This window comes from Bradyrhizobium acaciae (genome assembly GCF_020889785.1).
Lineage (GTDB): Bacteria > Pseudomonadota > Alphaproteobacteria > Rhizobiales > Xanthobacteraceae > Bradyrhizobium > Bradyrhizobium acaciae.
The window spans coordinates 1-14,713 of record NZ_JACMYK010000059.1; the positions used below are offsets into that span (position 1 = coordinate 1).

Consider the following 14,713-nt stretch of genomic DNA (forward strand, 5'->3'; position numbering starts at 1 on the left):
CGACGTCGGTCGCGGAATCCGTGCTGCTCGATCCGTCCGCGCCGAAGCCCACGGTCGCCTCGCCGGATTTGCAGCCGGGCGGCCAGCCATCGCCGGACACGCCACAGCGCTAGAGCCTTTTCGGAGGGAGCCATGAGCGAAGAAACGCCCCTTCCGATCGCCGATCCGACGACAACGCAATCGATCTTTGATTGGCTCGAACGGTTCGCCGCCTGCGTCAGGGCGGTCGATTATGCTGCCGCCCGTCCGTTCTGGCATTCGGACATCATCTCGTTCGGCACCTATCAGGAACTCATCCACGGCCGCGCCCGCTGGACCGAGATGCAATGGGATAATGTCTGGCCCCGCACCGCGGATTTCGCTTTCGATCTTGCGCACACCGAGGTGCTGATCAGCGCCGACGGCGGCATGGCGACGGTGATCACGCCGTGGACCAGCACCGGCTTCAATCCGGACGGCAGCCGCTTCGATCGGCCGGGGCGTGCGACGATCATCCTCGCGCGCCAGACAGACGGGCGCTGGCTCGGCATTCACTCCCACATGTCGTTGCGGCGCGGCGTGCCGCAGGACAGCCACGGCAACCGGCCGGTCAAGGCCCACTAATCCTGTCTAAGGCATGATCCGGAAAAGTGCGAAGCGGTTTTCCGAAAAGGTCATGCTCAAACAAGCAGCTAAAGCGCGATGACGCTTCAACCCAATCTCATCGCGCTTTAGACGATTTGCCGGGTCCGTCGCGCCACGCTGCGGCGTTCGTCGACATGCGGGCCGTAGGCGCTGTGCGCATCGGCCAATGACCCACGCCGCAGGCCGCGCGTCTGCGGTTCATGGGCGGCAGTGGCGATCAGATGGGCCATAAATGACGGGTCGGCATGGAGCAGCGGGATCTTGGGCGCCCAATGGGTGGTCGCGGTCAGCGGCACCAGGGCCGTGCTGGTCGCCTCGGCGGTGTCGGTGAACTCGCCGTCCAAGACCCCTGATTGGACCTCTGATTGATCGATATCGAGCATCGCCTGCGACCCGTTGGAGCGTCATAGTTTGGGACGTCGCGTCCCTCTGCAACACCCTCATGGCAAGGCTCATGCCCGCCATCCCCAGTTCGTTCCGCAGCACTCGAAAACGTGGTTTCCAGATTATTTATCAACTTCTCCTAGCGTTGGATTCGCCGGAACCACTATCTTGAGAGCGTGTAGAATCACCGGGCGCCGTCCCAAACCGAGACATGTTCGATGCCCTCTGTCCCGCCAGCTGCCAGCATTCTCGCCTCGCTCGGCCAAGCGACATTCGCCTGGGACCTGGCGACCGACGCGATTGCCTGGAGCGACAATGCGGCGACGGTATTTCCTGACATCCCGGCCGCTGCGCTGGCGAATGGCGCCGAGCTCGCCAAGCTGATCGAGCCGATGCGCTCGGTTCGATCGGATGCGCTCGGCCAGTCCGCGCCGGTGCGGAGCGGGGAGGGCGTTCCCTACCGGATCGAATATGGCGTGCGCGCCGTCACCTCGGCGCCGGTGATCTGGATCGAGGAGACCGGCTGCTGGTTTGCCGGCGCCGACGGCAGGCCGGCATTGGTGCAGGGCGTCGTCCGCATCAACAATGAGCGGCACGCTCGCGACGAGCAGCTCTTGAAACTGTCGCGGCACGACCCGCTGACCAACGAGCTCAACCGCACCCATCTGGTCGCCTCGCTCGCCGAGAGCATCGAGGAGTGCGCGCGCTTCCGCTCGTCCTGCGCCTTCATGCTGATCGGCATCGACCATCTGGCGCGCGTCAACGACGCCTTCGGCTTCGATGTTGCGGATGCCGTCATCGCCGAGGTGGCGAAGCGGATTCGTGCGCGGCTGCGCAGCGGCGACATGCTCGGCCGTTTCTCCGGCAACAAGTTCGGCCTGATCCTGCGCAACTGCACCGTCGACGACACCAACGTCGCGGCCGAGCGCTTCCTCGCCGCCGTCCGCGACGAGGTGGTGCCGACCAAGTCCGGCCCGGTGTCGGTGACGGTCTCGATCGGCGCCGTCACGATCCCGCGCCATGCCAAGTCGGCGGAAGAGGCGGTCAATCGCGCCCAGGAGACGCTGGAGACCGCCAAGAGCCGCCGCGCCGGATCGTTTGCGCTGTGGAAGCCGAATGTCGAGCGCGACGCGCAGCGCCGCGTCAACATCCGCGTCACCGACGAGATCGTCACCGCGCTGAACGAGCGCCGCATCGTGATCGGTTTCGAGCCGGTGGTCGACGCGCGCTCGCGGCAGCCTGCGTTCTACGAGTGCCTGGTCCGCATGGAGCAGGACGACGGCCGCGCGCTGCTTGCGCCGGACATCGTGCCGGTCGCCGAACGGCTCGGCCTGATCCGGCTGGTCGATCACCGCGTGCTGGAGCTTGCCATCGCCGAGCTCGCCGCCGCCCCCGGCGTGCAGCTCAGCCTCAACATCTCGCCCGACACCACGATGGATCCGGACTGGTGGGCCACCATCGAATCGCTGATGCGCGCGCATCCCGGCGTCGGCGAGCGCTTGATCGTCGAGATCACCGAGACGGTCGCGATCCAGGACATCGACGACGTCCGCGGCTTCGTCACGCGCCTGAAGAATTTCGGCAGCCGGATCGCGATCGACGATTTCGGCGCCGGCTACACCTCGTTCCGAAATTTGCGCAAGCTCGGCGTCGACATCGTCAAGATCGACGGCGCCTTCGTGCAGAACATCGTGCGCTCGGCCGACGACCGCGCCTTCGTGCAGACGCTGATCGACCTCGCGCGCCGGCTTGAAATCAAGACGGTCGCCGAATGGGTGCAGGACGAGGAAGCCGCCGCAATGCTGCGCGAATGGGGCTGCGACTTCATCCAGGGCCGTCTGATCGGCCTCGCCTCGCCGGACCGGCCGTGGAATGCGCCGGCTGAGAAGGTCGTGCCCGCCACCGGGTGATCTATTCGCCAAATTAGCGGTGTCGTCCCGGCCGAGTGCGCAATTGCGCACGGGGGCCGGGACCCATACGCCGCGGCTTCTCGACGAAGCGATCTGGCAGACGCTTGCTTTAAGCAACCGATATTTGTGGTTATGGGCCCCGGCTTTCGCCGGGGCGACGTTGGATTAGGTGCGTGCAGCCAGCCCTACTCGTCCTTGCCACCGGCTGAAGCGCGATGATCGGTTGATCGCCGCGCTCCAGCCTGCCTCGTCCTCTATCCGCTTTCGTCAGCTGTCGCCGCCGGCGAAGATGTCCTTGCGGATCACCGCGTGGACGCCCCAATTGCCGTCGACCACCTGGGTGACGCCGAAGTCGACGCCGAGCGAGATCAGCGAGATGGCTTCGTCCTCGGTCAGCTTCTTCGTCGTCATCAGGAATTTGCGCATCTTGCGGAACGCGTCGCGCAGAGCGAGGTCGACCGACGACTTCTTGTAGATCTCGGTCTGCGCGCCGGAGCCGAGCTCGCTCAGATAGTTGGCGAAGCTGAAGCCGTGCACCAGCCATTCGTCCTGGGTCTCCAGCATCGGGTAGTCGAGCGCCTCCAGCGCGGTGCCGGCGAGGTCCGCCTTCTTGTGCAGGATGATCTGGAACGTGCCGTTGAGCGAGCATTCGATCGCCGTGCCGCACAGTTCGGAATCGCCCTGCGAGGCGTGGGAATCACCGACCGAGAGCAGCCCGCCTTCGACCGCCACCGGGTAATACATCGTGGCACCCTTGCCGATGCGCCAATTGTCGATGTTGCCGCCGGTGTAGCTCGGCGGGATCGAATCGACGAACTCTGCCTCCTTGGGCGCGAGCCCGATCACACCGAAATGCGGACGCACCGGGATACGCACGTTCTTCAGGATGCCGTGGTTCTCCTTGACCGTCGAATGATCGACCGGGACGCCGGGATAATCGATCGTCTTGTGCACCACGCCGGACGGATCGGTCTGCGGCGTCCAGGTGAAATTGTAGACGGCGCGCGCCCAGTTGCGCTCGCCGGTTGCGTCGACCTCGTAGATCGTGACGACCTCGCGCGGCTTCGGCTCGGTGAGCAGATCCTTGTAATGGAAGCCCCACGATGCGGCGGCGTTGCTGCCGAACGCCTTGCCGGAATATTTCGGATTGGCGCAGGGCCGCGGCGCCACGTCGATGATGCGCACTTCGAGCACGTCGCCTTCCTCGGCGCCGCGCACGAACACCGGCCCGGTGCAGATATGCACGCCGAGGCCTTCGCCCGCGCCGCGTCCGAACAGCGAGGCATCCATCGGGCCGGCGCCGCGCCGGTTCACACCCTTCTTCTCCTTGGTCCAGAGATACACGCTCTCGACGCCGGGATCGCCCTTCACCATGCGCTCGGCGTCGTCATTGGCGTGATGCGTCAGCGCCTCGATCGTGACGAAGTCGCCGGAACTGATCTCGACGCGCGGCTTCAGCGACTTGCTGAAATAGCCCCAATGCACGGTGTCGGCATTGGCCGGCAAATGGTGATAGCCGCGTTGCGCCGGCTGATGCTTCTCGGCGGCCGCCGCCATCTTCGGCGTCACCAGCGAGATGCCGCCGGCGGTCATCGCAGCAGCGCCGCCCGCCGCCGCGAAGCTCGAGCGCAGGAACGAGCGGCGTTCCCGGTCGAGGGTCTCCTTGAACTGTCGATGATGCAATTCGAATTCCGGGCAGTTCTTGTCGTCACCTGCGCACATCCTGAGCTCCTCCATGGATCGAGTGCGCGTGAGAGTGCATGGCACAGCGCCGCTCAGACATGACCAAGCGCGCCCAATAATTTGTAGGCGCGCTTGTGTTCGTCGCGACGCGAAAGCATGTGCAAAGGCGTGCAAGGCATCTGCGGCGGCTGCCTTCGCATTGCGGCATGGCCGGAACGGTCAAGAATTTGGGCGCATCTGATCAAGTTGCGCTGCGATCATCGCTGACGGCTCGTGGTCGGCAGAAGGTCCATTGCACGCGAGCTGGGCAGCATGTGCTGCTGCAACACGCTTGCCGCCTCCGTGCAATCGGTGCACGCTGCCTTCACGGCTCCGTGACTTGGTTGCGGAGCTCCGGCCTGGAGGGGTGATGGTCGCGACGACCTATCGGATTTCGGTCGATGCGATCCCGCGGCAAAACCGGCGGGAGGTCTGGCGCGAGGCGCTGGCCGGGCTGCTGCTCGATTGCGAATTGCCGGACGCCGGCCAATTCCAGTTCGGCGAGTTGACTGCAAAGCACTCGACGAGCGGCGGCCAGCTTGCGCTGCTGCGTTCGACTGAGCAGCAGATCGTCTGCAACGGTCATGCGGCGTCGCCGGGTATGCCGGCGCGGGTCGCCATCATCTTTCATGCTTACGGACGTGGCAGCATCGCCTCCGGTCAACGCAGTTGCGAGTTCGCCGACAACGACATCTCGGTGTGCGACCTGCAATCGCCCTGGCGCATGACCTTGCGCGAGGATTTCGAGATCCTGCTGCTCGAACTGCCGCGTGAGCGGCTGCTCGGCCGGCTCGGGCACAATCGTCTGCGTCTGCCGGCCGTGCTCGGCGCGACGATCGCGGCCGCGGCCGTCCGTCCGGTGATGCGGACGCTGGGCGGCAATTTCGCGATCCTGGACAAGGCCGATCTGGCCACGGCCGAGGTTGCAGTGACCGAGCTGGTCGCCGGTGCGCTGCTCGGCGAGACGCGGCTCGATGCCGAGGCGATGACGCAGGTGCAGGCCGGTCACTTGCGACGGGTCGATGCCGCGATCGAGGCCCAGCTCGGCAATGCCGGCCTGACCATCGCCGACATCGCGCGGCAGGAAGGGCTGTCGCAGCGTTATCTGCAACGGCTGTTCGAGCGGCAGAGCACGACATTCTCGGCCTATGTGCGCGAGCGGCGGCTGGAACGCTGCTGCAACGACCTGATCGATCCGAACTATGCCGACCAGCGCATCGCTGAAATCAGCTACCGCTGGGGCTTCACCGACCAGGCGCATTTCAGCCGCATGTTCAGCGCGACCTACGGCACCTCGCCGCGCGACTTCCGCAAGGCCGTGCCGCGTGAAGCCGAGGCCGAGCGCACGCGCGGCCGGCCGCGTCTTGCGCGCGGCACCGCAACGGTGCTGCGGCTCGCGCCAGGTCCGGTGGCGCGCGAGACCATCGCGCCGCAAGAGCCGGTGCTGCCGGTTGAGCCGCCTGCAGCGGCGCCGGAAGGGCGGGGCGCGTCACACCACCATCTCAAGGTGTCGAGGGAGACCGCCCATTGGGGCTATCTCAGCCGCAGCATCCCGCCGGTCATGCGCGTGCAGTCGGGCGCGCTGGTGACGATCGAGACGCTGACCCAGCACGCCTTCGATGATTACGAGCGCATGATCGAGGGCGACCCGGGCGCCGAGAGCGTGTTTCGCTGGACCGCCGAGGGCAAGTCGGTCGAGCGGCGCGGTGCAGGCCCGATGGATGGTTCGATCTTCGGCCGCGGCGCCGGCGAAGGCTTCGGCGTGCATATCTGCACCGGCCCGATCCATGTCTGCGGCGCGGAGCCGGGTGATGTGCTCGAGGTGCAGATCCTCGATATCTGGCCGCGGCCCTCGGCCAATCCAGCCTTTGCCGGCAAGTCGTTCGGCAGCAATGCCGCGGCCTGGTGGGGCTACCAGTACAATGACCTGATCGATCCGCCGGCAAAACGCGAGACCATCACGATCTTCGAAACCGATGCGCAGGCCGAATGGGCGCGCGCGGTCTATTCCTATCGCTGGACGCCGCAGACCGATCCGTTCGGCGTGCGCCACGAGACGATGGACTATCCGGGCGTGCCGGTCGATCACGCCACCATCGCAAAGCAGCCCGACGTGCTTGCCGGCGTGCGGATTCCGGCACGGCTGCATTTCGGCTTCATGGCGGTGGCGCCGCGCGAATCCGACATCATTGACTCCATCCCGCCCGGCTATTTCGGCGGCAATGTCGACAATTGGCGCGCGACCAAGGGTACCACGCTCTATCTGCCGGTCGCGGTGCCCGGCGCGTTGTTCTCGATCGGCGATCCGCATTTCGCCCAGGGCGACGGTGAGGTCAACGGCACCGCGCTCGAACTATCGCTTACCGGCCAGTTTCGCTTCATCGTGCACAAGAACGGCAAGGCGACCAAACCGCATGTCGAGGGACTTGTGCATCCGCTGCTTGAAACATCGGAGGCGTGGATCCTGCACGGCTTCAGCTACGGCAATTATCTGCGCGAGCTCGGGCGCAACGCGCAGTCGGAAATCTACCAGCGCTCGTCGGTCGATCTCGCGCTGCGCAATGCGTTCCGCGTGACACGCAAATTCCTGATGGAGTGTTATCGCCTCAGCGAGGATGAGGCTCTGGCGCTGATCTCGCTCGGGGTCGATTTCGGCGTCACGCAGGTTGCCGACGGCAATTGGGGCGTGCACGCGATCGTCCGCAAGAGCATGCTTCCCGAAGCCAGAGCATGATCCGGAAAACTGCGAAGCGGTTTTCCGAAAAGATCATGCTCAGACATTGAAGGCGCCTGACGCCGGCCAGCGCGGCCGTCGTCAGGATTTTGCGATGCGATCTGGGCCGGCGGTCCAGCCGATCGGTAGAAGGACTACTCGTCCTTCTTCGGCGGCTGCGACATGCGTTCGAGGCGTTCCTGCATATCCTTCATCTGGCGGCGCAAGTCGTCGATGTTGCCATCGTCAGCCGCGGGCTCCGGCACCTTCTCGGGCTCCGAACCGCCGCGCTGCGGCGCGAACGGCTTGAACATCGAGAAGGTCTGCTGGAACAGCTCCATGTTGCGGCGGACCTGTTCTTCCAGCGGCGCAAACGGTGTCCCGCTCAAAGCGCCCGCGATCTGCTTGCGGAATTTCTCCTGCTCCTTGGTCAGCGTCTCGATCGACTGCTCGAGATACTTCGGCACCACCATCTGCATGCTGTCGCCATAGAAGCGGATCAGCTGCCGCAGGAAGGTGGTCGGCAGCAGGTTCTGCCCGGCCTTGTTTTCCTGTTCGAAGATGATTTGCGCGAGCACGGAGCGGGTGATGTCGTCGCCGGTCTTGGCGTCATAGACGAGAAAATCCTCGCCCTCTTTCACCATCGCCGCGAGATCTTCGAGCGTCACATAGGTGCTCGTACCGGTATTATAGAGCCGCCGGTTCGCGTATTTCTTGATCGTGGTCGGTTGTTCAGATTTTGCCATGGGCTCTCACTTCAACACCGAAGAACCTGGAACCCCACGGCATCGCCGCAGGGCAAAATGCAACGCATCGCAGCAAAGGTAAGCATTTTCAAAGCGGTTCGGCTACCGTTTTGTGCTTTGCGGTTAATTCCAAAGCATAGGATTTGCTCAGGAAAGTGCCAAGAGCGTCATTTTGAGTGCGTCGCGGCGCAATTTGCGCGACAGTTCGATTGACATGCCTCAATGAGATTTACAGGATAGTCATTAAGAGACAGGTCCGCCAAACCGGCCGCCCGCCGTCGAGAAACCCAGCTACAACCCATAGGAGATGTCCATGTCAGACGATGTCGTCATCGTCAGCGCCGCCCGCACCCCCGTCGGCAGCTTCAACGGCGCGTTTGCCACCACTCCGGCCCACGATCTCGGCGCGATCGCCATCAAGGCGGCGCTGGAGCGTGCCGGCGTCGAGGCCGGCCAGGTCTCCGAAGTCATCATGGGTCAGATCCTCACCGCCGCGCAGGGCCAGAATCCGGCCCGCCAGGCCTCGATCGCGGCCGGCATCCCGGTGGAAAGCCCGGCCTGGGGCGTCAACCAGCTCTGCGGTTCGGGCCTGCGCACGGTGGCGCTGGGCTACCAGGCGCTGCTCAACGGCGATTCGTCGATCGTCGTCGCGGGCGGCCAGGAATCCATGAGCATGGCCCCGCACGCGCAATACCTGCGCGGCGGCGTCAAGATGGGTGACCTCCAGCTGGTCGACACCATGATCAAGGATGGCCTGTGGGACGCCTTCAACGGCTACCACATGGGCAACACCGCCGAGAACGTCGCCAAGCAGTACCAGATCACCCGTGCGCAGCAGGACGAGTTCGCGGTCGGCTCCCAGAACAAGGCCGAGGCGGCGCAGAAGGCCGGCAAGTTCAAGGACGAGATCGTCCCGGTCACGATCAAGTCCCGCAAGGGCGACATCGTGGTCGACACCGACGAGTATCCGCGCCATGGCGCCACGCTCGACGCGATGGCCAAGCTCCGCGCTGCCTTCGAGAAGGACGGCACCGTCACCGCCGGCAACGCCTCGGGCATCAATGACGGCGCCGCCGCCGTCGTGCTGATGACCGCCAAGGAAGCCGCCAAGCAGGGCAAGAAGGTGCTCGCCCGCATCGTCTCGTGGGGCCAGGCCGGCGTCGACCCCAAGATCATGGGCACCGGGCCGATCCCGGCCTCGCGCACCGCGCTGAAGAAGGCCGGCTGGAACATCGCCGACCTCGATTTGATCGAGGCCAATGAGGCGTTCGCCGCGCAGGCCTGCGCCGTCAACAAGGACCTCGGCTGGGATCCGGCCAAGGTCAACGTCAATGGCGGTGCGATCGCGATCGGCCATCCGGTCGGCGCATCGGGCGCACGTGTGCTGGTGACGCTGTTGCACGAGATGCAGAAGCGCGATGCCAAGAAGGGCCTCGCGACGCTGTGCATCGGCGGCGGCATGGGCATCGCGATGTGCGTTGCACGCGACTGAACAAAAGGCAGCGAGGTCGGTTAGGTGATGAAAAGATCATCTGTCAACCGCGGCGCGAGCTGATAGAAAAGATGCCCGGCTTTGCGCCGGGCATTTTTGTTTTGAGGCGTTGTGAGTGCGTAGACCGGAGTGATCCGGTTATAAAAGACGGCCAAGGAGGAAACGGACATGGCACGTGTTGCATTGGTGACGGGCGGAACGCGCGGTATTGGAGCTGCGATCAGCAAGGCGCTGCAAGCGGCGGGCTACAAGGTGGCGGCGAGTTACGCCGGCAACGACGCCGCGGCGGAGAAGTTCAAGGCGGAGAGCGGCATCCCGGTCTACAAGTGGGACGTCTCGTCGTTCGACGCCTGCGCGGCCGGCGTGAAGCAGGTCGAGGCCGATCTCGGCCCGGTCGATGTGCTCGTCAACAATGCCGGCATCACCAAGGATACCGCGTTCCACAAGATGACGCTCGAGCAGTGGAATGCCGTGATCAACACCAACCTCGGCTCGCTGTTCAATATGACGCGCCAGGTGATCGAGGGCATGCGCGCCCGCAAGTTCGGTCGCGTCATCTCGATCTCCTCGATCAACGGCCAGAAGGGCCAGTTCGGCCAAGTCAACTACTCCGCGGCGAAGGCCGGCGATATCGGCTTCACCAAGGCCTTGGCGCTCGAGAACGCCAAGGGCGGCATCACCGTCAACGTGATCTGCCCCGGCTATATCAACACCGAGATGGTGCAGGCGGTGCCGAAGGACGTGCTCGAGAAGAACGTGATTCCGCAGATTCCGGTCAACCGGCTCGGCGAACCCGAGGAGATCGCGCGCGCCGTGGTGTTCCTCGCGGCCGACGATGCGGGCTTCATCACCGGTTCGACGCTGACCGTGAACGGCGGCCAGTATCACGCCTGATTGTTGCGTCGCCGCTACGCTAGGCGATCCGTTTCAATGCGTCGTCATGCCCGGGGCTTGTCCCGGGCATCCACGTCTTATAACTCGCGGCCAAGAAGACGTGGATGGCCGGGACAAGCCCGGCCATGACGGAGAGAGACTATGCTGTCTCGCCAATTCAGATGACGACCCGCACTGCCACCCTTGTCGGACTGACCGCCATCCTGATGTGGTCGCTGCTGTCGGTCATGACGGTTGCGACCGGGGCGATCCCGGCGTTCCAGCTCGCCGCCATGACGTTTGCGATCGGCGCCGCGGTCGCGTTCGCAAGCTTCCTGCTGCGTCCGGCCGCGTTCGGCGCGTTGAAGCAGCCGCTGATCGCCTGGGTCGTCGGCGTCGGCGGGCTGTTCGGTTACCACGCGCTGTATTTCCTGGCGTTGCGCTACGCGCCGCCCGCCGAGGCCGGCCTGCTCAACTATCTCTGGCCGCTGTTGATCGTGCTGTTCTCGTCGCTGCTGCCGGGCGAGCGGCTGGCGATCCATCACATCGTCGGTGCGCTGCTCGGCCTCGCCGGCACCGTGCTGCTGTTCGCCGGCAACACCGGCAGCTTCACAAGGGAGCAGATCCCAGGCTTCGCGGCGGCTTTCGTTGCTGCGTTCGTCTGGGCCGCCTATTCGGTGATGTCGCGCCGGCTCAAGGCGGTGCCGACCGATGCGGTGGCGGGCTTCTGCCTTGCGACTGCCGTGCTCGCAGCAGCCGTCCACATGATGGTGGAGACCACGGTGTGGCCCGCGACGCCGCTGCAATGGCTTGCGGTCGTGGCGCTCGGCATCGGTCCGGTGGGGGCTGCGTTCTTCGCCTGGGACATCGGCATGAAGCGCGGCGACATCCGCGTGCTCGGCGCCGCGTCCTACGCCACGCCGCTGCTCTCGACCGCGTTCCTGATCGCGGCCGGCTTCGCCAAGCCCAGCGCCAACATCGCCATCGCCGCGATCCTGATCGCCGGCGGCGGGCTGATCGCGGCGAAGGACATGGTGCTGAGAAAAAGAACGTAGATCGCGGGACGGGTTTTGCTTGCAGTCTACCGATCCCACGAAGCAACTGTTTCACCGTCACCCTGAGGAGGCCGCAACGCGGCCGTCTCGAAGGGTCGACGGCCACCAGCGGGGCCGATTCATCCTTCGAGGCTCGCTCCGCTCGCACCTCAGGATGACGAGGACTAAGCCGGCTCCCAGCCCTTCGGCGCCAGCTCGAACTTCGCGAATTCAAAGCCGGGCGCGACGGTGCAGCCGACCAGCGTCCAGTCGCCGCTGCTCTCTGCGGCCTGCCAGGCGCCAACAGGCACGATCGCCTGCGGTTGCTCGCCGTGTGCGACGTTCGGACCGAGCGTGATCGCGTGCGGTGAATTGTCGTCCTGTGCGATCCGCAAGGTTAGCGGCGCGCCGGCGTAATAGTGCCACATCTCGACGGCGTCGATGCGGTGCCAGTGCGAGCGTTCGCCGCGCGCAAGCAGGAAATAGATTGCGGTCGAATGGGCGCGGCCATTGGCGTCACCGCGCTCGTCGCGAAACGTCTCGCGATAGTGCCCGCCTTCCGGGTGCGGCTTCAGGTCGAGCCGCGCGATGATGTCGGCAGCCGAGAGCTCGGCCATCACGACTTGTTCTTGCGCTCGCGGAGCTCGCCGAACACCAGCGCCGGATCGGCGCCCTTCATGTGCAGCTTGGCTGCGACCACAGGTTCGTCGGCGCGCAGGAACACGTTGGCCTTCTTCTCGTCGCCGAGCAGCACCGGAATCGTCGGCTTGTTCTCGGCGCGCAGTTTTGCGACTTCCGCCGCGCGCGCCTGCAAGGCTGCGTTGTCGGGCTCGATGGTGAGCGCGAATTTCACATTCGAAGCGGTGTATTCATGGCCGCAATAGAGCCTGAAATCGTCCGGCAGCGAGCGCAGCTTCAAAAGCGAATCCCACATCATCGGATAGGTGCCTTCGAACACCCGGCCGCAGCCGATCGAGAACAGCGTGTCGGCGGCGAACACCGCCTTCTCGCCGTCGAACACGTAGGAGATGTGGTCGAGCGTATGGCCTGGGGTCTCGACCACTCGGGCCAAGAGGCTGCCGACCTTGATGACGTCGGCATTGGCGGCGCGCAGATCGACATTGGCGATCTTCGCCGACTGGTCGTGCGGGGCGACGACGCGGCAGCCGTATTTCTGCTTCAGTTCGGCGACGCCGCCGACATGGTCGCCATGGTGATGGGTGATCAGGATGTCGGTCAGCGTCCAGCCTTCGCGTTCCAGCGCCTTGATGATCGGGCCGGCCTCCGGCGCGTCGATCGATGCGGTTGCGCCGGTCGCGGGATCGTGGATCAGGTACCCGAAATTGTCGGTGAGGCAGCTGAAGGTGCGAATTTCGGCGGTCATGATATCTCCACGAACAAACGGGACGGACAGGTCAGAGCATGATCTTTTCGAAAAACCGGCATCGACTTTCCCGGATCACGCTCTTAACGCGCCCAATATAGGTGTGAAATATGGCGTTAACGCTCCGGCGGCAACGCAATTTTCGGCGCTCCCCGGCAGCGAGGGGCATGTTAGGCTAGCGACCATGGACGTCATCGACCTCCGCGACTTCTATTCGCAGCGCCTCGGCATCGTGGCGCGGCAGCTGATCAACCGTGGCATCCGCGCGCGGTGGCCGAATGCGGAGGGCCAGCGCGTGCTCGGCCTCGGCTATCCGACGCCCTATCTCGGCCTGTTTCGCGATACCTGCGAGCGCTGCATTGCCTTCATGCCGGCGGCCCAGGGCGTGCTGAAATGGCCGACCGGCCGGCCGGCGCTGGCGACGTTGATCGATGAATTCTCGATGCCCTTGCCGGATGCTGCAGTCGACCGCGTGCTGCTGGTTCATGCGCTGGAGATGTCCGATGATCCCGAGCGACTGCTGCGCGAGGTGTGGCGGGTGCTGTCGCCGTCGGGGCGGCTGATCGCGATCATCCCGAACAGGCGCGGTGTCTGGACGCGCACCGATGCGACGCCGTTCGGCCATGGCCGGCCCTATTCACGGGCGCAGATCACCCAGCTGTTGCGGCAGACCTGGTTCACGCCGTCGTCATGGGGCGAGGCGCTGTTCATGCCGCCGGTGCAGGGCAGCTGGTTCTTGCGTTCGGCGATGGCGTGGGAGCGCGTCGGTGCTGCGCTGTCGATGCCGTTCGCCGGCGTGCATATCGTGGAAGCGAGCAAGCAGGTCTATCGCGCGATTCCCGCGCGCCGCGAGCGCACGCAGCTGATCCCGTCGTTGCGTCCGGTGCTGGTGCCGTCCTCGACGGCGACGCGCAAGTCGAGTCATTCGGAGTCGTAGACGACGCAGCCGTGGCGCCGGATTATTCACCCTCCCCCTTCAGGGGAGGGTGGCCGCATGGTTGCGTTACTCGTTGCCCGGAGTGAAGTCGTCGCTCGGCGCGGGCTGCGCCGCCATGTCGGCGCGCGGGCCGTGCGGACGGCGGCGACGACGCGGAAAGCGCTCGCTGCGTTCGCCGCGTTCTGCGCCGCCATTGTTGCCTTCATAGGCGCCACCGTTGACCTGCGGCTGCGCGCCGCCGGTGATGAACGAGGGCAGGCGATCGACGCCGCCGGCATCGGCCATCGCGGGCTGCGGCTGGTTCTGCGGCTGCGGCTGGTATTGCGGCTGCGGACGATGCTCGCGTTCGCGATGTTCGCGCGGCTGCTGGTCACGCTCGCGATGCTCGCGCGGCTGCTGCTCGCGCTGCTGGTACGGCTGCTGGCCGTTGTCGCGCATGAAGGGTTGCTGCTGCTGCGGCACGAAGCCCGGCTCCTGCCCGAAGCTCGAATAACCGTCGCTGTCGTCGTCACTGTCTTCGGTCGGCGTCACCTCGGCGTCGGGACGCGGCTGCTGCTGATTCTGCCGGAACTGCTCCTGCGCGGCTGCGATGATCCGGTAGTAGTGCTCAGCATGCTGGTAGTAATTCTCTGCTGCCACCGGATCGCCGGAGGAGCGTGCATCGCGCGCAAGCTGGACGTATTTCTCGGCCACGTGGGAGGCCGTGCCGCGGATCTTGATGTCGGGTCCGTTCGATTCGTACACCCGTGTCAGGGGATTCTGGCCGCGCCGGTTATTGTTGTTGTTATTATTGTTGTTGTTATTCCGGTTGCGCATCCGCTTGTTGTTCTGACCGTTTCTCATCTGTCGCCTTTTATTCCAGCCCTGAAGTGATTGCAGTCCACAGTCCGATTT

General features: G+C 64.9%; 13 protein-coding genes. 7 read left to right on the forward strand and 6 right to left on the reverse strand.

Annotated elements, in window-relative coordinates; all coding sequences use genetic code 11:
- The first annotated feature begins 132 nt into the window (after window positions 1–132).
- Window positions 133–603: a YybH family protein gene (locus H8A92_RS21900; protein ID WP_229197662.1), complete on the forward strand. Its 471-nt coding sequence runs from the start codon at window positions 133–135 to the stop codon at window positions 601–603.
- Between the two features lie 107 nt (window positions 604–710).
- On the opposite strand, the gene H8A92_RS21905 is transcribed toward H8A92_RS21900, so the two are convergent.
- Window positions 711–1,007, reverse strand: a complete 297-nt coding sequence (locus tag H8A92_RS21905) for a hypothetical protein (RefSeq protein ID WP_229197663.1) — start codon at window positions 1,005–1,007, stop codon at window positions 711–713.
- A 219-nt stretch (window positions 1,008–1,226) separates the two neighbouring features.
- Here H8A92_RS21905 and H8A92_RS21910 point away from each other — a divergent pair, with 219 nt between their 5' ends.
- The gene (locus H8A92_RS21910) at window positions 1,227–2,918 is read left to right on the forward strand and encodes a putative bifunctional diguanylate cyclase/phosphodiesterase (RefSeq protein WP_229197664.1); all 1,692 of its coding nucleotides are present in this window, start codon (window positions 1,227–1,229) and stop codon (window positions 2,916–2,918) included.
- A gap of 267 nt (window positions 2,919–3,185) precedes the next feature.
- Here H8A92_RS21910 and H8A92_RS21915 read toward each other — a convergent pair whose 3' ends face one another.
- Complete coding sequence (locus H8A92_RS21915; protein WP_229197665.1) at window positions 3,186–4,640, reverse strand: acetamidase/formamidase family protein; 1,455 nt, start codon at window positions 4,638–4,640, stop codon at window positions 3,186–3,188.
- A gap of 370 nt (window positions 4,641–5,010) precedes the next feature.
- On the opposite strand from H8A92_RS21915, the gene H8A92_RS21920 reads away from it, so the two are divergent.
- Complete coding sequence (locus tag H8A92_RS21920; protein WP_229197666.1) at window positions 5,011–7,374, forward strand: acetamidase/formamidase family protein; 2,364 nt, start codon at window positions 5,011–5,013, stop codon at window positions 7,372–7,374.
- A gap of 134 nt (window positions 7,375–7,508) precedes the next feature.
- On the opposite strand, the gene phaR is transcribed toward H8A92_RS21920, so the two are convergent.
- A complete protein-coding gene (gene phaR / locus H8A92_RS21925) occupies window positions 7,509–8,099 on the reverse strand; it encodes a polyhydroxyalkanoate synthesis repressor PhaR (protein WP_229197667.1) in 591 nt (196 codons plus the stop codon).
- 313 nt (window positions 8,100–8,412) lie between these two features.
- Between phaR and H8A92_RS21930 the strand changes: the two genes are divergently transcribed.
- The 3 genes from H8A92_RS21930 to yddG all read left to right on the forward strand — a co-directional run bounded on the left by H8A92_RS21930 (window position 8,413) and on the right by yddG (window position 11,519).
- Window positions 8,413–9,591 carry an acetyl-CoA C-acetyltransferase gene (locus H8A92_RS21930; protein ID WP_229197668.1) on the forward strand — a complete coding sequence of 393 codons (1,179 nt, stop codon included), beginning with the start codon at window positions 8,413–8,415 and terminating at the stop codon, window positions 9,589–9,591.
- A 168-nt stretch (window positions 9,592–9,759) separates the two neighbouring features.
- The gene (gene phbB, locus H8A92_RS21935) at window positions 9,760–10,485 is read left to right on the forward strand and encodes an acetoacetyl-CoA reductase (RefSeq protein ID WP_229197669.1); all 726 of its coding nucleotides are present in this window, start codon (window positions 9,760–9,762) and stop codon (window positions 10,483–10,485) included.
- Window positions 10,486–10,646: 161 nt separating this feature from the next.
- Complete coding sequence (gene yddG / locus H8A92_RS21940; protein ID WP_163158632.1) at window positions 10,647–11,519, forward strand: aromatic amino acid exporter YddG; 873 nt, start codon at window positions 10,647–10,649, stop codon at window positions 11,517–11,519.
- A gap of 164 nt (window positions 11,520–11,683) precedes the next feature.
- Here yddG and H8A92_RS21945 read toward each other — a convergent pair whose 3' ends face one another.
- Window positions 11,684–12,115 (reverse strand): cupin domain-containing protein, encoded by a 432-nt coding sequence (locus tag H8A92_RS21945; RefSeq protein WP_229197670.1) that lies wholly within the window; start codon window positions 12,113–12,115, stop codon window positions 11,684–11,686.
- Window positions 12,115–12,882: a hydroxyacylglutathione hydrolase gene (gloB, locus tag H8A92_RS21950; protein WP_229197671.1), complete on the reverse strand. Its 768-nt coding sequence runs from the start codon at window positions 12,880–12,882 to the stop codon at window positions 12,115–12,117. The genes H8A92_RS21945 and gloB overlap by 1 nt, the downstream gene beginning before the upstream one ends.
- Window positions 12,883–13,066: 184 nt before the next feature.
- Between gloB and H8A92_RS21955 the strand changes: the two genes are divergently transcribed.
- On the forward strand, window positions 13,067–13,819 hold the full coding sequence (locus tag H8A92_RS21955) for a class I SAM-dependent methyltransferase (protein ID WP_229197672.1): 753 nt from the start codon (window positions 13,067–13,069) through the stop codon (window positions 13,817–13,819).
- Window positions 13,820–13,885: 66 nt separating this feature from the next.
- Here H8A92_RS21955 and H8A92_RS21960 read toward each other — a convergent pair whose 3' ends face one another.
- Window positions 13,886–14,662, reverse strand: a complete 777-nt coding sequence (locus tag H8A92_RS21960) for a DUF4167 domain-containing protein (RefSeq protein ID WP_229197673.1) — start codon at window positions 14,660–14,662, stop codon at window positions 13,886–13,888.
- Window positions 14,663–14,713 lie beyond the last annotated feature (51 nt).